Origin of the sequence: Streptomyces sp. DT190 (genome assembly GCF_049846985.1) — a bacterium.
Classification (GTDB): domain Bacteria; phylum Actinomycetota; class Actinomycetes; order Streptomycetales; family Streptomycetaceae; genus Streptomyces.
The window spans coordinates 80,410-102,233 of the sequence record NZ_JBNCNM010000013.1 but is presented as its reverse complement, the minus strand read 5'-3'; the positions used below and the strand labels follow the sequence as shown (position 1 = coordinate 102,233).

At 71.1% G+C, this 21,824-nt stretch carries 16 protein-coding genes and 1 pseudogene; 7 read left to right on the top strand and 10 right to left on the bottom strand.

The genetic code is table 11. The annotated features are described in order from the left end of the window. Positions 1-131 precede the first annotated feature (131 nt). Positions 132-3,485, top strand: coding sequence for a S8 family serine peptidase (locus tag ACPXCS_RS22885; RefSeq protein ID WP_425948771.1), 3,354 nt, complete (start codon positions 132-134; stop codon positions 3,483-3,485). Positions 3,486-4,195: 710 nt separating this feature from the next. Then, positions 4,196-5,083: a hypothetical protein gene (locus tag ACPXCS_RS22880; RefSeq protein WP_425948893.1), complete on the top strand. Its 888-nt coding sequence runs from the start codon at positions 4,196-4,198 to the stop codon at positions 5,081-5,083. 89 nt (positions 5,084-5,172) lie between these two features. Here ACPXCS_RS22880 and ACPXCS_RS22875 read toward each other — a convergent pair whose 3' ends face one another. From ACPXCS_RS22875 to ACPXCS_RS22845, 7 genes are all read right to left on the bottom strand, one after another. Beyond that, on the bottom strand, positions 5,173-5,679 hold the full coding sequence (locus tag ACPXCS_RS22875) for a hypothetical protein (RefSeq protein WP_425948773.1): 507 nt from the start codon (positions 5,677-5,679) through the stop codon (positions 5,173-5,175). 215 nt (positions 5,680-5,894) lie between these two features. Next, positions 5,895-7,469 (bottom strand): Na+/H+ antiporter, encoded by a 1,575-nt coding sequence (locus ACPXCS_RS22870; protein ID WP_425948775.1) that lies wholly within the window; start codon positions 7,467-7,469, stop codon positions 5,895-5,897. Between the two features lie 218 nt (positions 7,470-7,687). Next, positions 7,688-7,963, bottom strand: a complete 276-nt coding sequence (locus ACPXCS_RS22865) for an Atu4866 domain-containing protein (RefSeq protein WP_425948777.1) — start codon at positions 7,961-7,963, stop codon at positions 7,688-7,690. 106 nt (positions 7,964-8,069) lie between these two features. Continuing rightward, positions 8,070-9,134, bottom strand: coding sequence for an NAD(+)/NADH kinase (locus ACPXCS_RS22860; protein WP_425948778.1), 1,065 nt, complete (start codon positions 9,132-9,134; stop codon positions 8,070-8,072). A gap of 32 nt (positions 9,135-9,166) precedes the next feature. Beyond that, the gene (locus ACPXCS_RS22855; protein WP_425948779.1) at positions 9,167-10,165 is read right to left on the bottom strand and encodes an NADP-dependent oxidoreductase; all 999 of its coding nucleotides are present in this window, start codon (positions 10,163-10,165) and stop codon (positions 9,167-9,169) included. A gap of 119 nt (positions 10,166-10,284) precedes the next feature. Then, positions 10,285-10,851 carry a flavin reductase family protein gene (locus ACPXCS_RS22850; RefSeq protein ID WP_425948781.1) on the bottom strand — a complete coding sequence of 189 codons (567 nt, stop codon included), beginning with the start codon at positions 10,849-10,851 and terminating at the stop codon, positions 10,285-10,287. 184 nt (positions 10,852-11,035) lie between these two features. Then, entirely contained in the window at positions 11,036-11,911 is an 876-nt protein-coding gene (locus tag ACPXCS_RS22845) for a helix-turn-helix transcriptional regulator (protein WP_425948783.1), read from the bottom strand. 260 nt (positions 11,912-12,171) lie between these two features. Between ACPXCS_RS22845 and ACPXCS_RS22840 the strand changes: the two genes are divergently transcribed. The 3 genes from ACPXCS_RS22840 to ACPXCS_RS22830 all read left to right on the top strand — a co-directional run bounded on the left by ACPXCS_RS22840 (position 12,172) and on the right by ACPXCS_RS22830 (position 15,035). Beyond that, complete coding sequence (locus tag ACPXCS_RS22840; protein ID WP_425948785.1) at positions 12,172-13,050, top strand: helix-turn-helix transcriptional regulator; 879 nt, start codon at positions 12,172-12,174, stop codon at positions 13,048-13,050. A gap of 303 nt (positions 13,051-13,353) precedes the next feature. Next, positions 13,354-14,190, top strand: coding sequence for an SDR family NAD(P)-dependent oxidoreductase (locus ACPXCS_RS22835; RefSeq protein ID WP_425948787.1), 837 nt, complete (start codon positions 13,354-13,356; stop codon positions 14,188-14,190). A 68-nt stretch (positions 14,191-14,258) separates the two neighbouring features. After that, positions 14,259-15,035, top strand: a complete 777-nt coding sequence (locus ACPXCS_RS22830) for an SDR family oxidoreductase (protein ID WP_425948788.1) — start codon at positions 14,259-14,261, stop codon at positions 15,033-15,035. Between the two features lie 122 nt (positions 15,036-15,157). On the opposite strand, the gene ACPXCS_RS22825 is transcribed toward ACPXCS_RS22830, so the two are convergent. From ACPXCS_RS22825 to ACPXCS_RS22815, 3 genes are all read right to left on the bottom strand, one after another. Continuing rightward, positions 15,158-15,724, bottom strand: a complete 567-nt coding sequence (locus ACPXCS_RS22825; protein WP_425948790.1) for an antibiotic biosynthesis monooxygenase — start codon at positions 15,722-15,724, stop codon at positions 15,158-15,160. 146 nt (positions 15,725-15,870) lie between these two features. Continuing rightward, positions 15,871-16,635, bottom strand: a complete 765-nt coding sequence (locus ACPXCS_RS22820) for an SDR family oxidoreductase (protein WP_425948792.1) — start codon at positions 16,633-16,635, stop codon at positions 15,871-15,873. A gap of 120 nt (positions 16,636-16,755) precedes the next feature. After that, a complete protein-coding gene (locus ACPXCS_RS22815) occupies positions 16,756-17,688 on the bottom strand; it encodes an NADP-dependent oxidoreductase (RefSeq protein WP_425948793.1) in 933 nt (310 codons plus the stop codon). An 803-nt stretch (positions 17,689-18,491) separates the two neighbouring features. Between ACPXCS_RS22815 and ACPXCS_RS22810 the strand changes: the two are divergent. Together ACPXCS_RS22810 and ACPXCS_RS22805 are read left to right on the top strand one after the other, a co-directional pair. After that, positions 18,492-18,710, top strand: a pseudogene (locus tag ACPXCS_RS22810) (Atu4866 domain-containing protein); the annotation flags it as partial. Positions 18,711-18,986: 276 nt separating this feature from the next. Continuing rightward, the gene (locus tag ACPXCS_RS22805; RefSeq protein WP_425948795.1) at positions 18,987-21,758 is read left to right on the top strand and encodes a glycosyl hydrolase; all 2,772 of its coding nucleotides are present in this window, start codon (positions 18,987-18,989) and stop codon (positions 21,756-21,758) included. The last annotated feature ends 66 nt before the right edge of the window (positions 21,759-21,824 follow it).

Genomic DNA, 21,824 nt, shown 5'->3' with positions numbered 1-21,824 from the left:
CGTTCATGCGGACTGTCCGAGAGGGCCGCTTCGGTGACGCGCATCACACGGACGCAGGCCGACGGGCGGACAGGTCTTCACGACAGTCGCGGCTGCGGCCCGACTCCCCCGACCAAGGAGGCTGTTGCCCCGTGCGCAGAAGATCGACGACCGCCCTGCTGGCGGCACTGGCGGTGAGCCTGCCCGCGGCACTGCTCGCCGGGCCGCACACCCCGGCGCAGGCCGCCCCCGGCTCCTCCGGCGGCACCGGCGCCGGTGCCCCGCGGAGCATCACGCTGCTGACCGGTGACCGGGTCACCGTCGACTCCCGCGGCCGGGTGGCGGTCGAGCCCGCCGAGGGCCGCGAGGACGTCGTCTTCGCGACGCAACGCGTCGACGGCCACGTGCGCGTCGTCCCGTCCGATGCCGAACTCCTGCTCGCCCGCGGGCGGATCGACGCCCGCCTGTTCGACATCACGGCCCTGATCGACATGGGCTACGACGACCGAGGCCGTGCCGACCTGCCGCTGATCGTGACGCACGACAAGGGCAGGACGCTCACGGCGAAGGACGCGGCCCGTGCCCGGGCCACGGTCGAACGCCGGCTGCCGGCCGTGGACGGCACCGCCATCACCGCGCGCAAGGCCGATGCCCCCGCCCTGTGGGAGACCCTCACGGACGCGGCGGCGGACGGCGCCCGGCAGGTGCCGGACGCCGGGCGCAGCACAGCGCCCGGCGTGGAACGCATCTGGCTGGACGGTAAGCGGCAGGCCGCACTCGACCGCAGCGTGCCGCAGATCGGCGCGCCCGCGGCATGGCAGGCCGGGTACGACGGCACGGGGGTCACCGTCGCCGTGCTGGACACCGGGGTGGACGCCACCCACCCGGACCTGGCGGACCGGATCGCGGCCGAGCGGAACTTCTCCGACGACCCGGACGCGGTGGACCGCAACGGCCACGGCACCCACGTCGCCTCCACCGTGGCCGGCTCCGGCGCCGCGTCGGCGGGCAGGCACCGGGGTGTCGCCCCCGGCGCGCGGCTGCTGAACGGCAAGGTCCTCGACGAGAGCGGCTCCGGCTCCGACTCGGGCATCATCGCCGGCATGCAGTGGGCGGTCGACCAGGGCGCCGAGGTGGTCAACCTCAGTCTCGGCGGCGAGGACACCGAGGGCACCGACCCCCTGGAGGAGGCCGTCCAGACGCTGTCGGCCCGTACCGGGGCGCTGTTCGTCGTCGCGGCGGGCAACGACGGCGAGGTGGGGGAACGCACGCTGGGCTCGCCGGGCACCGCGCCGGCGGCACTGACCGTGGGCGCCGTGGACCGCGCCGACGTCCCGGCTCGCTTCTCCAGCCAGGGCCCGACGGCCGACGGGGCACTGAAGCCGGACGTGACCGCACCCGGTACGGCCATCGTGGCGGCCCGTGCGGCCGAAGGGCGGCAGGGCGACCCGGCCGGCGAGGGCTACGTGTCGATGTCGGGCACCTCGATGGCCACCCCGCATGTCGCGGGCGCCGCGGCCGTTCTGGCCCAGCGGCACCCCAACTGGAGCGGGCGGGAGCTGAAGGCCGCGCTCACGGCGTCGGCCAGGCCCGCGTCCGCGGTTTCCGCCTATGTCCAGGGCGGCGGCCGGATCGATGTGGCGGCGGCACTGGACCAGCGTGTGACCACCTCCCCGGCCTCCCTCGACTTCGGCACGCGGCGCTGGCCGCACGGCGACGACCCGGTGACGGGCAAGGAGGTCACCTATCGCAACGCGGGTGCGCAGCCGATCACGCTAGACCTGTCCGCTCGGGCCTTCCGCGGTGACGGCAAGCCCGCCGCCGAGGGCATGTTCGCGGTCTCACCCGCCCGGCTCGTCGTCCCCGCCGGTGGTACCGCCACCGCCACGCTGACCGCCGACACCCGGGCCGGTGACGCCGACGGCCTGTTCAGCGGCTCCCTGCTCGCCACTTCGGGCGGCGAACCCGTCGCCCGTACCGCGTTCGGCACGGAACGCGAGGTCGAGTCGTACGACCTGACGATCCGGCACCTGGACGGCGCGGGCGGCGTCACCGGTGACGCCTACACCACGGTCAAGGGGACGCAGGAGAGCACCCGTTCCGTCTGGCGGGCCGTCGAGGAGGTTGACGGCGAGGTCACGATCCGTCTGCCACGCGGCCGTTACGCCTTGCAGGGCACCGTCTTCGCGGGGGCCGAGGGCACCGCGGTCCTGGTCCGGCCCCGCTTCGACCTCACGGGTGATGCGACGATCGTGATGGACGCGCGCGATGCAGGGCCGGTCGACATCACCGTGCCGGACACGCGGGCTGTGAGCACGGAGCGGCACGTGTCGTACGGGGTGACCGGGCCCTTCGGCTACGGCACCGTCTACCGGATCTCACCGGGGTCGGCGCCCTACCGCTTCGGCGGGACCGGGCCGGCGCTCCCGGCCGACGAGGCCTACGTGCAGTTCGCCCAGAACCTCATCAGTCCCTCCGCCACGTACCGGCTGGCCTGGAACCGCCCGGCGTCGCCCTTCGGCGGCTTCATCGCGCGGGTGCGGCGCGCCCAGCTCTCCGAGGTCGCCGTCGAGCTCGGCGCGCCCGCCCGGGGTCGCACCGGCACGCTGATCGCCGGGCCGTGGACCCTCGACGGCGCGACCTGGACCGGGTTCGACGCGCCCGGCACCGCGTTGCCGGCGAGGCGGACGGAGTACCTGCTGCGCGGCAGCGACGTGCGGTGGGAGTACGACCTGTACCAGCACTCCCCCGCAGCGGACGGCTCCGAGCCGGCCTGGGACGCCTCCCTCTTCACCGCTCCGACCGCCTTCACCCGTGAGCGCCACGCGCTGCGGATGAACTTCGGCGTGTTCGGGCCGGTCCTCGGTACGGAGGATGTGCCCGAACACCTGCGGGCGGGGGCGGTCAGGCGGGGCGACACCCTGCACGGCTCCCTGCCGATGTTCGGCGACGGTGACGGCAACACCGGTGAGTCCGCCTACGGCAGGGCGCGGACGTCGCTGACGGCGGACGGGGTGGAGGTCTTCTCCTCCGACCGTCCGCTGGGCCCTTCCGACGCCCCGGGCCTGCCGGCCGGCGAACGCGCCTACCGCCTGAGCACTGAGGTGTCCCGGCCCGTCGCCGTGTTCCCGCTCAGTACGCGGGTGGCCGCGGAGTGGACCTTCCGCTCCGCGCACGTGCCCGACGGCCAGGAGGCCCGGCTGCCGCTGTCCGTCGTCCGGTTCTCCCCGCGGCTCGCGGCGGACGGCACCGCGCCCGCGGGCACCCGCTTCGAGGTCCCGTACGCGGTGCGGGGCGCGGCGGTGTCCACCGGTGTCCGGGCGCTGCGGGTGGAGGTGTCGTACGACGGGACCGCCACCTGGCAGCCCGTTGCGGATCACGACGACGGACGTCTGGTCCTCGACCATCCGCGGGGCGCCGGTTCCGTCTCCCTGCGGATCCACCTGGTCGACGCGCAGGGCAACACGGTGAAACAGACCGTCGAGCGCGCGTACCTGCTGCGCTGATTCGGTGGCGCGTCGGCCCGCCGCGGTACGGCGGCGGGCCGACGCGCGTGCAGGCGGTCCGGATAGCCGTCGCGCTGAAGCCCTCTGTCGCGTAGGTGGTGATCGCCGATGGCGGGCCGCGCGTGGCCTGCCAGCTGGGGTGCGAAGGCGTGACGGCTCACCTGGGCGGCCCGGCACCGCGGCCCACGCGCCCCTTCCCGATACCCCGATCTGATCTGTACCCGGAGATGCAACAGCGGATCCTTCGAGCCGTCTCCCCAAGGTGAGTTCGCGCCCCTTCACCTCCCACCGCTCGTACGCCGTCGGACGCGGCAGTCCTGAGGCAGTCAGGAAGCAACCCCGCTCAGCAACCCCGCTGTTAACTCCGCGCATTTCACTGCAGTTCCAAGGAGAACGTCCAGGTCGGATCCACGGCCTTCAGTCACCCCGCACGATTCGGCCACCGCGCCCTCTGAGACCGATCTCGTCGCTCGGGCGGCAGAACTCGGTGCCGTTCTCCGCGCCAACGCCCGACGGACCGAGGCGGATCGGCGAGTGACGTCGGAGAACTTCCGAGCCCTGCAAGGAGCCGGCCTTCTCCGGCTGACCGCGCCCCGCGACCGGGGCGGTTTCGGTGCTTCGATCCGTACCAGGTCGAGATCGGTCTGGCCCTGGGGCGAGCGTGTCCGTCGACCGCATGGGTCGCCGGCATCTACGACGGCGTGAAGCCGATGACGCTGATGCTGTCGGAGGCGGCCCGCAACGAGTTCTACGGTGAGGGTCCCGACGTCCGCGTCTGCTCGGTGGCCAGTGTGGACGGCACCGCGGCCCGGGTCGCGGCCGGTGTCCGCTTCTCCGGTACCTGGGCGGCCGCCTCCGGTTGCGAGGACGCTCGCTGGGCCCTGCTGGGCATCCCCCTGGCGGATGCGGCCGGCGGTGCCCCGGCGGCCGCGACCGTCCTGGTGCCGGTCGAGGACCTGCAGGTGAAGGACACCTGGCAGGTGGCCGGGCTGCAGGGGACGGGCAGCCAGTCCCTGGTGGCGCACGAGGTGCTGGTTCCCGACCGCCGTGTCATCACGGCGGCGGTCGCCGCCGCGGCCGGGTCGGGTGGCGGCTTCCCGGCGGCTCTGAAGGTGGGCTCCACGCTGAACCTGCTGGCACCCGTCATCGGGGCGGCTCTCGGGGCTCGGGACACGGTGCGGGAGGCTCTCGCCTCGGGCCGCCCGATCATGGCCTCGGTGTACCGGGACACCACCGACTCCCCGTCGGCGCAGATGTGGCTGGGCGAAGCCGACCGGCTCCTCCACCGGGCCGTCCGGCACACTCTGGCGGTCGCCGAGGCGGCCGACGCCGCCCTGCGCGGCGAGCCGCTGGCGCTGCGCGAACGCTCCGGGCTCCGTATGGACATGGTGGCCGCGATCGAGGACGCGCGGGCGGCCATGAGCCGGCTGCTCGACCTGCACGGGACAGCGGGGTTCTCGCAGTCCAGCCCTCTGCAGCGGTTCTGGCGGGACATGGAGACCGGAAGCCGTCACGTGCAGTTCAGCCCGTTCCTCACCCGCGAGGACTTCGGACGCCTCACGGCAGGTGTGGAATCCACCGTGTCTCTGCTCGTCTAGCTCCGCGGACAGGGCGGCGCGGCAGGCGCCGGGCGCCTGCCGCGTTGCCTGGTGCTCTACGGACGCCCGGGAGCGTGGGCGCCGACAGATCAGGTCAGGGGTGCGGCGTCGGGCAGCACGGCGAGCACCTCGGGGTGGGTGGTGCGGACGTTGGCCCAGGCGAACCCGTAGGCGTCCATGGCCTCGGGCGTGATCTCACGCTTGTAGCCGTTGGAGACGAGGTGGACGCTCGGGTCGGCGGTGGTGCGGGCCAGGTAGGCGTAGGCGGTGAGCGGTCCCCCGTCACTGATGTTGGCGGTGGTCAGGACGAGCCGGATGCCGTCCGTGCCGGTGAACAGCGCGTTGTAGGTCACCGAGCTCGGGATGAGATGGCGCTTCCCGTCGAGCACGAGGTAGACGTCCGCGGAGTCGGGGGCCTTGATCCGGCGTCCGTTGAGCTCGGGGAACAACTCGCCCTCAGTGGCGGCCGTGTCGGTGGCGGCGGTGGCCGCCATGGCGGGCTGTGCGGCTGTCGCTCGGGCCGCGCCTCCGGCGGCGATCATGCCCAGCGTGGCGAGGAGCACTGCGGTGCGGGGCAGCAGGGACTGCTTGTTCATGACCGTCCTCCAGTCGTCTGCGGGGGGGGGTGAGCTCCCACCTCCGTACTAGTTGAACCTTCTAGTTGAACCTTAATCTTTTTTGTTGATGCGTCAACATCTAGTTCAGGCCATGGGGGATCAGGCGCCGTAGGCGAGGAGGAGAGCGCCGGTGAGGGTCCTGCCGTCGTTCGGCCCGTTGCGCGTTCTGCTGCATGTCCGGCCGCGCCCGGGCGTCACAGGTCGACCGGCCGCTCCAGTGCACCGGCCTTGTGGGACAGGCGTAGTTCCTCGGCGTCGAGGAGGGCCTGGACCTGGCGCAGTACGGTGTCGTCGATGCGGCCCGTGTCCCGAAGCTCCGTCAGCGCCTCGCGTTTGACGTCGAGCAGGGACCGTTCGAGGGCGCGCAGGTGCGCTGCGGCCCGGGGGTCGGACAGGTGCCCAAGCTGGTCGTGCAAGTGCCGGGTGAGCTGCGTGGTCATGTCCGCAGGGATGCCCTGCCTGGCGGCCAGGGCGGGCAGGGCCGCGAGAGCCCGTTCGCCGAGGTGGTCGCGGGCCAGGGCCAGTTCCCTGGCCGGATCCTCGTCGTCGGCGTAGCGGGCGCGCCGCACGACGGCGGGCAGGGTCGGCCCCATCACCGTCAGGGAGATCACGATGACGACGGCCGTGACGAAGACGACGGCGTCCCGCTCCTGCACGGTGCGGCCGTCGCTGGTGACGGCCGGGATGGTGAGAGCGGCCGCCAGCGAGATGGCACCACGCATGCCGGCCCAGGCAAGCGGCAGGCGCTGAGCCGCGGTGATACGGCGGGATCGCTGGGCGGGGCGACGGTCGAGCAGCCGGATGAGGTACGGCATGGTGTAGAACCACGCCACACGTGTGCCGAAGACGGCGACGCTGATCACAGCCGCGGCCGTCAGCGCCTGCAGCAGACTGATCGACGTCAGGGACCGTACGGCCGCGGGAAGTTGGAGACCGACCAGGACGAACAGGGCGCTGTTGAGCAGATGGCTGGCGACCTGCCAGAAGGCGACCGCCTGGACACGCGCCTGGGAGCTGATGACGCGAGGGCCGACCCGCATGGTGACCAGGCCGCAGGTGACGACGGCGAGGACGCCGGAGACGTGCAGCAGCTCGGCGGGCAGGAAGGCCAGAAAGGGCGTGGCGACGCTGAGGACGCTGTGCAGCAGGGCATCGGGCAGATGCCGCCGGACGGCGAGGAGGAGACCGGCGACGGCCGCTCCGATGAGGATGCCGCCGCCGTACGACGCCGTGAAGTCCAGGGCGGTGGCCCCCCATGAGAAGGACTGGTCGTCGGTGGCGACCTCGATGGTGACGGCCAGCAGGACCAGTGCGGTGCCGTCGTTGAGGAGACTCTCGGTGCGCAGCACGGTGAGGATGCGGCGGGGCATCGCGGTCGCGACGGCGGCCACGGCGGCTGCGTCGGTGGGTGCGAGGACCGCGCCGAGGACGAAGGCGATGGGCCAGCTGTAGCCGAAGGCGTGGGCAGCGAGCGCAACGGTCGCCGCAGTGGCGGTGACGAGGCCGGTGGCCTGCAGGGCGATGCTGCGCAGGTTGTAGCGGATCTCGCGCACCGACGAGGTCAGCGCCTCCCAGTACAGAAGTGCCGGCAGGAACAGCAGCAGGACGACTTCCGGCGCCAGGGAGATGGCGTCGAAGGGGGGTGTCAGTCCGATGAGCGCGCCGGCGATGAGCAGCAGGAGCGGTTCGCTGAGGCGCGTGCGCCGTGCCAGCCAGCCCATCAGGAGTATGGCGGTGCCGATGACGACCACCAGTTCCAGGCTCTCCATGTTCGGGGTTCCTTCCGTGCGGGACGGCGACCTTGGGCCAGTCGGCGTCCGGGCAGGGCGCGGCCGGGCAGGGTTCGGCCGGGGCCGCCTGGGCCAAGGAGGTCGTGCTGGCGTCGCGTGCAGCGGCACTGCCGTGAGGGAACAGGCCGCTCCCGCAGTGGGAGCGGTGGCGGTCCGGGTGCGGTGGGTGCCTGCGGGACGGCAGGCACCCTGCCGGATCACTTCGTGCCGGTCGCCGGCCGGGAGCCGTCCTCGCGGTAGAGGACGAGGTGCTCGTGGTAGAGGACGCCGTCGCGGACGTCCCCGGTGGCGGTGAAGCCGGTGTCGTCGACGTAGTCGATGTGGTTTCCGGTCACGGTGTAGCTGCCGGTGTAGGCACTCCGACGGGTTCCGCGGGCCTCGTCGTAGCGGCCGTCGGGGAGGAGTTCCTGCCGGATGTGGCCGTCTGCGGTGACCCACATGCCGACAAAGGGGTGGGGTGTGTTCGTGTTCATGTCTCAACGGTCGCCTGTGCCGCGGGAGACAACCAGGCCGAGGGTTTCCTGGGAGTTCCGCACCCACTCTGGTCCTCTTGCGCTCCTGCCGGAATGGAGGGCCGGCTCAGCGTGCCGCGGCGGGGGGAGGCAGCCGCATCGAGGCGAGGTCGGGCGGGATCGGGGTGTCCGGCCGGAAGAACGGCGCGGGGGGTCCGTCGTAGGCCGTGGCGGGCGCGTCGGTGAGCCGGAACCGTTCCCGCAGCCGGCCGTAGAAGTCGGTGGGGTGCAGGCGGAGCAGGCGCACTCGGTGCGGGGCGCGGAAGACGCCGATCCAGTCCCCGGGATCCAGAATGCCCCGGAGCTGTCCGTCGATGCTGACGGCGGCCTGTCCCGAGTGGGGCAGGACGCGCAGGGCGACCGGCTCGTCAGGGGCTGCCACGACGCTGCGGTCGAAGGTCATGTGCGGGGCGATGGGCGTGAAGACGACGGCGTCCATGTGGGGTGACAGCACCGGACCACCGGCGGCGAAGCTGTAGGCGGTCGATCCGGTCGGGGTGGCCACGGCCAGGGCGTCGGCCGAGTAGGAGGCGAGGAGGCGCCCGGCCACATAGACGCCGACACCGACCTGCCGGTCGCGGACGAGCTTCTCCAGTACGACGTCGTTGAGGGCCGTGACGTCCAGGGCCACTCCCCAGCCGTCGCCCTCGGTGGTCTCCGGTCGGACCTGCGGTGCCGGCAGGGCCGGGCCGCGGCCGTAGCGCAGCAGCGTCTCCATCTCCGCCGGGATCTCCAGGGGGCGCGAGGAGCGCATGGTCAAGGTCATGCGCTCCTCGACGACCGCCTGTCCGGTGTGGACCGCGTCGAGTGCGGCGGTGAGGTCCGCGGCAGGCACTTCGGTGAGGAAGCCGACCTTGCCGAGGTCGACTCCCAGGACACTGGCCTGGTTCTTCACGGCGATGCGGGCGCCGCGCAGGAAGGTGCCGTCGCCGCCGAGCGTGACGACCAGGTCGGGGTTGCCGGCGGCTTCCGCTTCCTCCCGTCCGCCCTTGCGGTGGCCGTCCTCGCCCCAGACGTCGATCTCGGTACATCGGATCGTGTGGGCGGATGCCCAGGCGTGGACGGCCGTCGCCGCCTCCCGGGCCGCGGGGCGTCCTTGATGGACGACGAGTCCGATGCGATGGATGGGCATGGGTCCTCCACGGTGGGACGGCCGGGCCGCCGTCAGGTGGTGTGCGGGGGCGGAGTGCCGGTCGGGGCTTCGGCGCGCAGTCGCCGGGCCATACCGGCGCGGTCCTCCTCGGCGACCAGGCTGAGCACGATCTTGCCGCGGGTGTGGCGTGTCTGCACCTGCCGGTAGGCGTCGCCGACCTGCTCCAGCGGGTAGACCGTGCTGATCGGCACGACGAGCAGGCCCCTGGCGACGAGCGCCGCGAGTTCGGCGACGACCTGCGGGGTGAAGGCGTCTTCCTGGGCTTCGCGGCGTACGCCGTGGCGGGCGACGGCGCGGCCGTCGGCGATGGTGTTGATGCGGTGCGGGGCGACGCCCAGCTCGATGGCCGCGTCGACGTTGCCCTGCCCGAAGGTGTCGATGAAGGCGTCGATGCCGGCGGGCGCGGCGGCGCGCAGCCTGTCGGTGAGCCCGGGCCCGTACCGGACGGGGACGACACCGAGTGAGCGCAGGAAGTCGGCGTTGTCGGGGCCGGCCGTGCCGATGACGGTGGCGCCGCGCAGGCGGGCCAGCTGCGCTGCCAGCGAGCCGACTCCACCGGCCGCCGCCGAGACCACGACCGTGTCCGTGTCCCGTACCTCGACCGCGTTGACCGCGGCCCAGGCCGTCACTCCGACCGCGGAGAGGGGGGCGGCTTCCTCGAAGCTGATGCCGGCCGGTTTCGGGGTGAGCAGCGCGGCCGGCGAGACGACGTAGTCGGCCTGGGCGGCGCGAGGAAGGTAGCCGATGACCTCGTCACCGATGGCGAAGCCGTCGACGCCCGGGCCGGTCTCGGCGACCCAGCCGGCGAAGTCGTTGCCCTGCCCCTCGGGGAACGCGGCCGGCCAGATGTCGGCGAACACGCCCTGGCGGATGCCGGCCTCCCCCGGGTTGACGGGGGCCACCGCCACCCGCACCAGGACCTCACCCGCTCCGGGTACCGGTCGGGGAACGTGCGCGATCCGCAGCACCTCCGGTCCGCCGTAGCGGGAGAACCTCACTGCTCTGGGCATGGCCGTCTCCTTCGTCGCGGGCCGCCGCGGTGTCACGCGGCCCACCCCACCCTAACCAATGGTTGACGCATCAACAATTGCCCTGCGCGGGGTCGGCCGCCGGGTGCGACGGAGCGCCGTCACAGGAGGTACTGCCACTTGGTCATGCGGGCCTTCAGGTCGATGACCTCCCCGTCCAGCGAGAAGGTGCCGTCGCCCCGGTGGTGGAGCAGCCGCGGCCGCGGCCGGGAGGGGTCGGTCCAGGCCCGGACCGGTTCCAGGAGGAACAGGTGGTAGGCGGCCACCAGACTGGCGTCGGCCACCTTGCACTCGATGTTGGCGTAGCACTCCCCCACCAGCGGGGCCTGCACGTTCTCGCCGGCCAGCGCCGTCAGGTCGAACTCCTGGAACTTGTCGACGTCGGCGCCCGAGCAGTTGCCGATGTCGACCACCGTCTCCGCGATCTCCGCGGTGGGGACCGAGACGACGCACTCCCCGGTCTCCACCAGGGCTTGGTAGGAGTGGTCCCACGGCCCGACGGTGCACCCGATCAACGGCGGGGCGTGGCGGACCATCATGTTGAAGCCGTTGGTCATCACATTGGCCACGCCGCGGTGCCTCGTCGTGATCAGGATGACGGGACCGGGCTCGATGAGACGGTGGACCTGGTCCAGCGGATGCGCCTGAAGATCCTTGACGGTGATCATGCCTGCTCCGTGATGCCTCGATGCGAGCGGTCCGGCCGAAGTCGCGGACCGCGTGCCTGTGCGTCGAGTGTGCGCGGGCGGGCTCATCGGATGAAGGTCGCGCTTTTCCTGGGTGCGACAGGACCAGGACGCGATGTCCGGCCGGCCCCGGCCACGGTCGGTGGGGCCGTCCGGCGGTGCACGGTCAGCGCTCGTTGGCCGTGAGGCCGGGTACCGGTTCGGCGACGGCTGCCTGCCGGGGGGCGACCGCCATGGCCCGCAGGGTCTCGAATGCGGCGGCGGTCGGACTGGCGGGCTCGGCCTGGTACACGACCAACTGCTGGTGCGGGGCGCCGTTGACGGTGAAGGCGGCGAACTTGATGTACAGGTCACCGACCTGGGGGTGCCGGAGGTGCTTGCCCTCCTGGGACTTGCTCTTCACCTCGTGCATCCGCCAGATCTCGGCGAACTCCTCGCTCTGGCGGGAGAGTTCCTCGACGACCTCGGCGATCCGCTCGGACTCGGGATCGTAGCCGTAGGCGGCGCGGATCTCGGCGACGCAGGAGTGAGCGGCCCGTTGCCACTCCTGGTAGAAGTCGCGTCCCGCCGGATCGGCGAAGACCATGCGCGCGAGGTTGTCGAAGCGCTCGAACCCTCCGTGCAGGGCAGTCGCCAGAGAGTTGCCGGCCAGCACGTCGAGAGCGGGGCCGAGGACGAAGGCCGGTGTGTGCTCCCAGCCGTCCATCAACTCCAACAGTTGCCTGCTGACCTGCTCCTGGCCGCCCCAGCCGCGCGGGCGCTGCGAGGCGGCCAGACACAGGCGATTGAGATGGTCCGTGGCCTCCTCGTTCAGCTTCAGCGCCTGCGCCACGGCCTCGACGACCTGCGGGGAGGGGCTGGACTCCCGCCCCTGCTCCAGCCTGATGTAGTAGTCCGAACTCACCCCTGCCAGCAGTGCGACCTCTTCGCGGCGCAGCCCACGGACTCGGCGGCGTCCGTGCTCGGGCAGACCGACGTCATGTGGCTTCAGAGCCTCGCGACGGGCTCTGAGGAAATCACCCAACGGCGTCCCATTGCTCATGGCGGTCAGACTAGTCGCTTTCCAGCCTTTTCCAGATGTCCAGCATGTAATATGGCCACTTGTGGCATTACCCTTACATAGGGTGAGCATCCGTCTTGATCTTCGGGATTTTCGCGGGAGTCCGGCCGGACGGGAGAGCCACTCCAGGTACGCGGTCTGCCGCGGGGATGTACGGAGCAGCCCAGGACCTCTGGTCCTGGGTGTAACGCACCCACCGTCCGCCGATCCTTCTCGGGCCCTTTCGCCCTAGCCTCGAAGGCATGGACAACGACACGCCCCCTGACACAGTCGAAGGGCTGGGTCAGTTCCTCCGCGCCCACCGGGAACGTCTCAGCCCCGCGGACGCCGGACTGCCCGGCACTCGCCGTCGGAGGGTACCCGGCTTGCGACGCGACGAGGTCGCCGCGCTGGCAGGTGTCAGTTCGAGCTACTACATGCGCCTCGAGCAGGGCCGCGAGCAGAACCCCTCCCGGCGCGTCCTCGACGCCGTGGCGCGGGTGCTGCAGCTCGGCGACGACGACATCCGTCGCCTGTACCGGCTCGCCCAGCCGTCGAGCCGACGGACCAGGCCTCCGGCCCGGGTCGAGCGGGTCCAGCCCCACCTGCGGCAACTCATCGAGAGCTGGACCAGGACGCCTGCCTTCATCATCGGGCACGCGCAGGACATCCTCGCCACCAACCCCCTGGCGGACGCGTTGTACGCGGACTTCACCGAGAGCGACAACGTCCTGCGCATGCTGTTCCTCGATCCGGCGGCGCGCGGGTTCTACCGCAGCCCGGAGCGGGCCAGGACACGTGCCGTCGCCGATCTCCAGCAGACCGCCGGGAACACACCCGACGATCCGCGCATTCTCGAGCTGGTCGGGGAACTGTCGGTGCGCAGCGGCGAGTTCCGTTCGCTGTGGGCTCGTGAATACACCCGAGTTCCCCCTTACGAGGTCAAGCGGATGCACCACTCCGCGGTGGGAGAGCTCGAGTTGCGTCACGAAGCGCTCCACATCCGCAGCTCGCCGGGCCAGCAGCTCATCATCCTCCAGGCCGAGCCGGAATCACCCTCGGCCGACGCTCTGGCTCTCCTGGGCTCGATCTCCGCGCCCACGCTCCCCCATCATCAGCAGGAGCCCGCTTCCGAGAACTGACGGAATGTGGTCGACCACCGCAGCCGGCCATTCCGCTTCACCCGCTGCGAGACGGCCGAAGCCTCACTTCCGCCCTCCGCTCCGAGGTCCCGGGACCTTCGATAGACCAGCTCCCCACCGAGAGCCGCTGATCCCGGATCCTCGGCTCGCCGGCATGTCACCGTCCCGGTCGGCGCCTTTCCTGGGTGTGGAACTCCCAGGAAAGGCGCGGCCTTCATAGGGCTCCGGATGAGGGACAGACTCGAATCCGTAAGCAAGCAAGCCCCCGGCGACGGGGAAGCAGACGAAAGAGGTTTTCCTCTCATGGCTACTTGGTTCATCACTGGCGCGTCCCGCGGAATCGGCGCGGAAATCGCTCGGTCGGCCCTGGCGGCGGAGAACAACGTGGTCGTCGCCGTCCGCAATCCGGAGCGTATTCCGGAGGACCTGAAGAAGTCCGAGAATGTCTTCGCCGTCGCGCTGGACGTCACGGACAACGACAGCATCCCGAAGGCCGTCGAAGCCGCTGTCGACAAGTTCGGCGGCATCGACGTCCTGGTCAACAACGCCGGCCGCGGTCTGCTGGGCGCCCTCGAGGAGATCACCGACGCCGAGGCGCGTTCACTGTTCGACCTCAACGTCTTCGGCCTGATCAACGTCACGCGCGCCGTCCTTCCGGTGATGCGCAAGCAGGGTTCCGGCAAGCTGGTGCACATCGGATCCCGCTCCGGCTTCGAGGGCGAGCCCGGCGTCAGCCTGTACTCGGCGTCGAAGTTCGCCGTCGCCGGCATCAGCGAGGCCCTGTCGGTCGAGATGGCCCCGTTCGGTATCCAGTCGATGGTCGTCGAACCGGGCGTGTTCCGCACCGACTTCCTCGACGCCAGCTCCCTGTCGGTCGCCGCGCACCGCATCGCCGAGTACGACGGCACCCCCGCGCACGTCACCCTGGACTGGATCGACCAGGCCAACCACGCCCAGCTCGGCGACCCGGTCAAGGGCGCCGCTCTGATCGTCGAGGTCACCCGGACCGAGAAGCTCCCCACCCACCTCTACCTGGGCAGGGACACGATCGAGCGCCTCGAGGTCAAGATCCGGCAGATGCGCGACGACCTCGAGCCGTGGAGCGCGAAGTCCGCGGCCACCGCTCACGAGGACGCCTGACGGGGCCTCCGCTCCCCATTTGTGACAACTTCCCCCCTTCCCTCCGATCGAAGAATGAGGTCTGCGTGATGTCTGCTCTGCTCACCGGAACCCCCCTGGCCGGCCGTGTCGCCGTCGTGTCCGGCGCCTCCAGCGGCATGGGCGCCGTCACCGCCGAGCGCCTGGCCGAACTCGGCGCCACCGTGGTCGTCCTGGCCCGACGCAAGGAGCGCCTGGACGGTGTCGTCAAGAACATCGAGGCGGCCGGCGGGACTGCACTCGCCATCGCCGTCGACGTCACCGACCGGGAGGCCGTCCAGGCGGCCGCGGCTCAGGTCGCCGACCGGTTCGGCAAGGCCGACCTGGTGTTCAACAACGCCGGTGTCCAACTGATCTCGGGCATCGAGGAACTGAAGGTCGACGAGTGGCAGCGCCAGATCGACCTGAACATCACCGGTCTGATGAACGTGATCGCCGCCTTCCTTCCCCACCTCACCGAGGCCGCCGCCGAGGGCAGGTCCGCCGATTTGATCAACACCTCGTCGATCGCCGCCACCCGGATCCTCGAGAAGTTCTCGATCTACTCGGGCACCAAGGCCTACATCAGCCACCTCACGCGGCTGCTGCGGGTCGAACTGGGCCGCAAGATGGTCCGCGTCGCGACCATCGAGCCGGGCATGGTCGACACCGAGCTGCCCGACCATGTGACCGACCCCGACGCCTCCAAGCTGATGGCCGACCTCATCCACGACATCGATGTCCTGCAGGGCGCCGATGTGGCGGAGACCGTGGCCTTCATGGCCGCCGTGCCCCGTCACGTGAACCTCACGGAGATCACCATCCTCCCCACCGCGCAGGCCGTCTGAGCCGGACCGCACCGCGGGGCGGGGAAGAACAGCACCGACTGTTCTTCCCCGCCCCGCGGTGTGTTCCTCGCCCGGTGAACGCCACGCCGAGAGGGCCGTGGCCGATGCACCGTGTCCGCGGGTCAGGCGGTGAGCCAGCGGCGGAGAACGCGGGTGAGCACGGGCATGACGGCGTAGGACATGAGCGCGCTGAAGAGACAGGCGACGAGCGCCGTGCGCAGGAGGAGGGGCGCCTGCGCCAGTGCGGGTTGCAGCAGGGTCCCGGTGAGGAGGGACAGGGGGAAGATGCCGAGCACCGCCGTGATGGTCATCTTCCACCGTGGGGGCAGCCGTGCCGAGCCGTTCGGCGGGAACCATCCCTCAAGGCCGGTGAGTTGGCGCCGTCCGACCTCGTGATGGTGGCCGTCGGCGCGTGCGAACCAGGCGGCGCGTTCGGCCGAGTGGTGCCAGCGGGCGTAGGCCTCGGCGTCACTGAAGCGGTGGACGAGGTACCAGGGCTCTCCGGGTCCGGTCGGGCGGAACAGTCCGTAGCCCAGGTGACCGAGGAATGCCGCGGCCGCGTCGAGGACGCCCTGCGCCCACTGCTCGAACTGGACTTCGTAACCTGAGTCGACGCGACGCGCGATGAGCAGCGCGACCTCGCCGGACGGGTAAGGCCGCGGGGGATGCCCAGTCCCGGCTGTCGTCATGTCGGCTCCGCGTCGGCCTCGGATGATGGGTGCCTGTTCGCCGGTTTCCGTCCGACATCCCAGGCGACATGGGACAGGGACAGGGAAGGCCGGGGATCGAGCGTGCGGGCGCTTCGCAGGCAGGTGCCGGCCACCCGCGCGCCCCCTCAGTGAGCGGTCTGGCCGCCGTCGACGACGAAGACACCTCCGGTGGTGAAGGAGGCAGCCGGTGAGGCGAGATGCAGCACCATGCCGACGATCTCCTCGGGGTCGGCGGCCCGCCCCATCTGCGGACCGGCCATGACGATGTCCCGCTTGACCGGGTCGTCGAGCCACGCCTGTGTCATCGCCGTGTGGGTCAGTCCGGGGGCGAGGGCGTTGACCCTGATGCCGGCCTTGGCGTAGTCGACGGCGGCGGCCTTGGTGAGTCCGATGACGCCGTGCTTGGCGGCGACGTAGGGGGCCATGTCCGGGTCGCCGATGAGGCCGGCGATGGAGGCGGTGTTGATGATGGCGCCCCCACCGGCGGTGAGCATGTGGGCGATCTCGTACTTCATGGACAGGAAGACGCCCTTGAGGTCGACCGCGATCGCCTTGTCCCAGTCCTCCTCGGACTGTTCGGCCAGCGGTGCGGGCGGGACGAAGACACCGGCGTTGTTGAAGGCGATGTGCAGGTCGCCGAAGGTGTCCACGGTGGCGGACACCAGGCGGTCGACCTCCCGCGCGAGGGTGACGTCGGTGGGGACGAACAGCCCCCGGCCGCCTTCCTTCTCGATGAGCTGGACGGTGTCGTTGCTGCGTTCGTCGACGTCGCCGATCACGACGACCGCGCCCTGCCGGGCGAAGGCGAGGGAGGCCGCGCGGCCGATGCCGGTGGCTCCGCCCGTCACGAGAACGATCTTGCCGGTGAAGTCGAGGGGGTTGTCGGTCACGGCGTCCATCTCCTGGCCAGAGGTGCGGTGCGATTGCGGGTCAATGCGGTGGGGTGGCGCCGTTCCGGCGGGCTGCTCCGTGGTGCGGAGGTGCGGAGCCCCGGCCGGGACGGCTTCGGATCAGAAGGTGACGGTGACCTTGCCGAGGATGTGGTGGGCGGCGTGGTCGAGGAGAGCCTGGCGTGCCTGGCCGAAGCTGTAGTCGGAGTCGATCTCGATGCGCAGCGCGCCCCGGGCGGCTTGCGCGGCAAGGGCGTCCAGGCGTCCTTCGGGTGCCCTGGTGCCGCCGTAGGCGGCTGTGACATCACGGTCGAATGCCGGGGGGCCGCCGAGGGGGGAGACCAGCTGGCCGCCGGGCTTGGCCGCCGCGGCGGTGTCGGCGAGCGCGGGGCCCGCGTGGGCGAGATCGATGACCGCGTCGACGCCGCCGGGGATCAGGCGGTGCGCTTCGCGCGCCAGGTCGACCGCACGGTAGTCGAGGGTGTGGTCGGCGCCGAGGCGGCGCAGGAACGCGTCGTCGTCGGCGCGGCCGCTCGCCAGCACGGTCAGACCGGCCTGTTCGGCGAGCTGGACGGCGTACGAACCGACACCGCCGCCGGCACCGACGATCAGTACGCTGCCTCGCTCGGGTACCCGTGTGATGTCGAGGAGGGCGGCTGCGGTGAGGGCGCCCGTCGGCAGTGCCGCGCCCTGGGCCGGGGTGAGTTCCGCGGGGCGTCGCGCGGCCGAGGGGGCGTCGCTGATCAGGGCGTACTCGGCGAGTGCGCCGGAGGGGATGCTGTTCCACGCGATGACGGGGTCGCCTACGGAGAAGCGGGTGGAGCCGTCTCCGACCGCCTCGACCGTGCCGCTGATGTCGACGCCCGGGACGAAGGGGTGGCGGGCCGGGATGGCCTCGCGCATCGAGCCGGTGACCAGGACCTTGTCGACCGCATTCAGGGACGCGGCTTCCATCCGGACCAGGATCTGGCCGGGGCCGGGCACAGGCGTGGGCAGTTCGGCGAATTCCAGGTCTTCGAGGGGCCCGTAGGACCGGGCAACCAGTGCCTTCATGATCGTCCTTCTCCGTGATCCCGGCCCTCCGGGGTGAGGGGCGGGGGTGGGGTCGGCGGGCCGGGCGGGTTGCCGGACCGATCAGTTTGTTGACACATCAACACTAACCTTTCGTTGACGTATCAACAAGTGGGCGGCAAGAGGCATGCGCACGCGCCCTCGGGCCTTCAGCAGCAGCGGAAGCAGCTCAGGGGCGAGCGTGGCAGACTCGACCTTGCCCTCACCTCGGCGAAAGCCGCCTACATCGGGCGATGCCCGGATCAGCCGCCCGGGCCGGGAGCACCCCGGCAGACAGTCGGCCGCTCATCCTGGGAGCAGCGCCACCAGGATCAGCACTCCTCTGTTCAGGGAAGCCTGGTTGACCTGCACTGATACGCCGATGATCGAGGCATGGACCACACCGAACGCCTCGCAGTGACCATGCGCGTCACCCCGCTCCGCCGCCTGAGCGGACGTCTCGTCCTGCCGCGCCGCCTGACGCCCGAGAACTCGGGCGGTGCCCCAGCCACCCGCTGCCGTGCACCCCGCACAGCGGCCGCGCCAAGAGCCGAGACCGACCAGCACCTTTGACGAACGAAACCCCGGCCCGCGGACGCCGGCCTTCAGCGCACCGAGGAACAGCCATGACACCGACCGGCAGATTGCGGGCGACGGCAGGGGCGGCCGCCGTCGCCGTGCTCGCGGCACTGGCCGTGACCGCCCTCCCCGACGCCTCCCCCGCCCCGGGCACCCGCCCGGCCACCGCGACACCGGCCGGCTCCCCCGGCCCGGCGGCGAAGCAGCCGAGCGCGGCTCACCCCTTCGTCGGCACATGGGTGACGGCCGACGGCCACATCCGCCAGGAGCTGCTGCCCAACGGCCGTTACGACGAGGCCCGCGGCAGCCGCGAGAGCGCCTACACCGGCAGTTACACGGTCACCGGCAACCACATCGACTACGTCGACGACGCAGGCTTCACGGCGACGGGCGTCGTGCGGGACGGCGTCCTCCACCACGAGCACCTCGTGCTGTACCGGGAGGGCACCGCTCCCTCCGCACTCCCCTCCCGCCGACAGGGAAGCGTGACCTGGAAACGGCCCTTCACCGGGCGCCGCGCCACCTGCGCGCCCGGCCGGTGCCCGGTCGCGCCGGGCGATCACCACCCGTGATCGTCAAGCTGCGAAGACAAAAAGGAATTCATCACTCATCAACTACCGGCTGCGTTCAGCGCATTGACACGTCCATTACCCAGCATTTACGTTCCGGCCATCTGAGAGCGCTCTCAGACTCCCCCTCCTGTGAAGACTTGAGGTGCCGCAATGCCATCCTCACGCACCAGACCGGCCGCGATACTGCTGATGGCCTCAGCGCTCGCCGCCTTCGGTCTGGGCCCGGCCGCCGTACCGGCGGCCGCGGCCACCGTGCCCGTAGGCTCGGGCAGTTACTCCGACACCCGGCCGTCGGGCACGTCGGGCCCCACCACCAACACGGGAACACCCGTCACGCCCAAGGTGACCGCCGCCGCCCGGAACCGGCCCGTGCCCACCAACGACTGGTGGTCCTCCCTCGCCTTCCAGCGCTACGGCGACAACCCGTGGTCGACTCCCATGTACGGGCATCCCCTCACCTACCAGGCAACGGCCTCCGGGCTCGACGTCGGCTACCCGACCTCCCCCTCGATCGTCGGAGACGGCCGTCAGTACGAGTACGCCCACAAGCGCGACCTCACCATCGGACTGAGCGGCCTCAACTCCCCCGACGCCAAGGCCGACAACTGGTCCGACTGGACGGTCACCCCCCTGTGGTCCGACGGTGCCCGCACCCTGCGCACCACCATCGGTCACGGCTCCCCGTTCGTATACGCCCAGGGCACGGGCGGCAGCGCCCAGGTCACCACGGCCGGCGCGCCCAGTGTCTTCGCCGACCAGGGCAACGTCCTCGGCATCACCGTCGCCGGACATCACTACGCCCTCTTCGCGCCGACCGGCAGCGACTGGAACGTCTCCGGCTCCACCGTCACCGCGGGCCTGGGCTCCAAGGACTACTTCTCCGTCGCCGTGCTGCCGTCCACCGACGCGCTGGCGACCTACAAGAAGTACGCCTACAGCTTCGTCACCGACTCCAAGGTCGCCTGGAGCTACACCGGCGGCAACGTCAGGGCCACCTACACGCTCACAACGGAGGCCAAGGAGGGCACCGAGCGGGGCACGCTCCAGGCGCTCTACCGCCACCAGTGGCTGAACACCTCCGACGCCCTGACCTCCTACACCTATGTCTCCCCGCGCGGCACCATGAAGGTCCGCGAGTCGGCCTCCTTCACCACGAACCAGAAGGCGGCCGCGGTGCTGCCCGCGCTGCCCAAGTCGGGCGGTGTGGACGCGGCCCGGCTGCGCGGCTACCTCAACGACGTCGTGAACGCCTCCGACCCCTTCTCCGGCGCCACCGACACCTACTGGACCGGCAAGGCACTCGGCCGCCTGGCCCAACTCGTGCCGGTGGCCGAGCAGATCGGTGAGACCGGCACCCGCGACCGGCTGCTCGGCCTCATCAAGGGCAAGCTCCAGGAGTGGTTCACGGCGGGCGGCGCGAACGAGTTCAGCTACGACAAGGACTGGAAGACCCTCACGGGCTACCCGGCCTCGTACGGCAGCGACACCGAGCTCAACGACCACCACTTCCACTACAGCTACTACGTCTACGCGGCCGCGATCGTCGCCCAGTACGACCAGGGCTGGGCCGCAGACTCCGCGTGGGGCGGCATGGTCAAGACCCTCGTGCGGGACACCGCCAACCCCAGCCGCACCGACAGCGCCTTCCCCTTCCTGCGCGGCTTCGACGTCTACGCGGGCCACAGCTGGGCCTCCGGGCACCAGGGCTTCGCCGCCGGCAACAACCAGGAGTCCTCCTCGGAGTCCACCAACCTCAGCGCGGCCCTCGTCCTGTGGGGCGCCGCCACCGGCGACACCTCGCTGCGCGACCTCGGCGCCTACCTGCTGACCACCGAGTCCGAGTCGATCGCGCAGTACTGGTTCGACGCCGACGAGCAGGTCTTCCCGTCCTCGTTCGGCCACGACACGGCCGGCATGGTGTGGGGAAGCGGCGCGGCCTACGCCACCTGGTGGACCGCCAACCCCGAAGAGATCCACGGCATCAACGTCCTGCCGGTCACCGGTGGTTCGCTCCACCTCGGCGGCGAGAAGGCCGCGATCCGGCGCAACATCGCCGAGATGGAACGCGAGAACGGCGGCCCGGCCGTCGAATGGCGCGACATCCTGTGGGAGTTCCAGTCCCTGGCCGACCCGGCAGCGGCCAAGTCGAAGTGGGACGCGGGCAACGCCGGATACACACCGGAGCAGGGCGAGTCCAAGGCCCACACCTACCACTGGATCAACACCCTGGACACGATCGGCGCCCCGGACGCCACGGTGACCGGTGACCTGCCCACCTCGGCCGTCTTCACCAAGGGGACGACCCGCACGTACGTCGCCCACAACCACGGCTCCTCGGCACGTACCGTGACCTTCTCGGACGGCAAGACCCTGTCCGTGCCGGCCCGTTCCACGGCGAGCGGCACCGGATCGGGCTCGACGGACCCCGACCCGGACCCGCCGACCGGGAACACCTTCCAGCTGCGCAGCGGTGGCACCCTGACCACGGCGACCGGCGGGACCTCGGGCAGCGACACGATCGCCTCCGGGGGCGGCACCAACCACGACGGCACGCCGTACCAGCCTCTGGTCTACGAGGTCCGCGGCGTCAACGGGACGCTCACCGCGGGCGCGGGTACGACGTTCCGGCTCCCGGTGGACGCCGGCACCACGGTCGGCCTCGGCCAGCAGGCACGGGTCAGCTACGACCTCACCGGTGACGGCACCTTCGACCGGACCGAGACGTACAACTACTTCGCCACCGACCCGGTCGCCGGATGGGAGGAGTACACGCAGGCGCGCGGTCTCAAGGCCGCCACGGGCACCCTCGGCGACCTCAGGGGCGGCACTGTCCGTCTGGAGGTCTGGAGTGCCATCGGCAACGGCACCTCGAAGCTCCAGACCGGCACGGACAAGTCCGTGGTGGTGATCCCCTACAGCTGAGCGACACGGGAAACGCCGGCGTCGTGACGTGACACCGGGCGGGCCCGGCCTTGTGCCGGGCCCGCC

What these genes read in the sequence shown, in the direction of transcription:
- ACPXCS_RS22880 (WP_425948893.1), top strand. Translation starts at nt 4,196, where the DNA reads ATGACGCTGATGCTGTCGGAGGCGGCCCGCAACGAGTTCTACGGTGAG.
- ACPXCS_RS22875 (WP_425948773.1), bottom strand. Translation starts at nt 5,679, where the DNA reads ATGAACAAGCAGTCCCTGCTGCCCCGCACCGCAGTGCTCCTCGCCACG.
- ACPXCS_RS22870 (WP_425948775.1), bottom strand. Translation starts at nt 7,469, where the DNA reads ATGGAGAGCCTGGAACTGGTGGTCGTCATCGGCACCGCCATACTCCTG.
- ACPXCS_RS22865 (WP_425948777.1), bottom strand. Translation starts at nt 7,963, where the DNA reads ATGAACACGAACACACCCCACCCCTTTGTCGGCATGTGGGTCACCGCA.
- ACPXCS_RS22860 (WP_425948778.1), bottom strand. Translation starts at nt 9,134, where the DNA reads ATGCCCATCCATCGCATCGGACTCGTCGTCCATCAAGGACGCCCCGCG.
- ACPXCS_RS22855 (WP_425948779.1), bottom strand. Translation starts at nt 10,165, where the DNA reads ATGCCCAGAGCAGTGAGGTTCTCCCGCTACGGCGGACCGGAGGTGCTG.
- ACPXCS_RS22850 (WP_425948781.1), bottom strand. Translation starts at nt 10,851, where the DNA reads ATGATCACCGTCAAGGATCTTCAGGCGCATCCGCTGGACCAGGTCCAC.
- ACPXCS_RS22845 (WP_425948783.1), bottom strand. Translation starts at nt 11,911, where the DNA reads ATGAGCAATGGGACGCCGTTGGGTGATTTCCTCAGAGCCCGTCGCGAG.
- ACPXCS_RS22840 (WP_425948785.1), top strand. Translation starts at nt 12,172, where the DNA reads ATGGACAACGACACGCCCCCTGACACAGTCGAAGGGCTGGGTCAGTTC.
- ACPXCS_RS22835 (WP_425948787.1), top strand. Translation starts at nt 13,354, where the DNA reads ATGGCTACTTGGTTCATCACTGGCGCGTCCCGCGGAATCGGCGCGGAA.
- ACPXCS_RS22830 (WP_425948788.1), top strand. Translation starts at nt 14,259, where the DNA reads ATGTCTGCTCTGCTCACCGGAACCCCCCTGGCCGGCCGTGTCGCCGTC.
- ACPXCS_RS22825 (WP_425948790.1), bottom strand. Translation starts at nt 15,724, where the DNA reads ATGACGACAGCCGGGACTGGGCATCCCCCGCGGCCTTACCCGTCCGGC.
- ACPXCS_RS22815 (WP_425948793.1), bottom strand. Translation starts at nt 17,688, where the DNA reads ATGAAGGCACTGGTTGCCCGGTCCTACGGGCCCCTCGAAGACCTGGAA.
- ACPXCS_RS22805 (WP_425948795.1), top strand. Translation starts at nt 18,987, where the DNA reads ATGCCATCCTCACGCACCAGACCGGCCGCGATACTGCTGATGGCCTCA.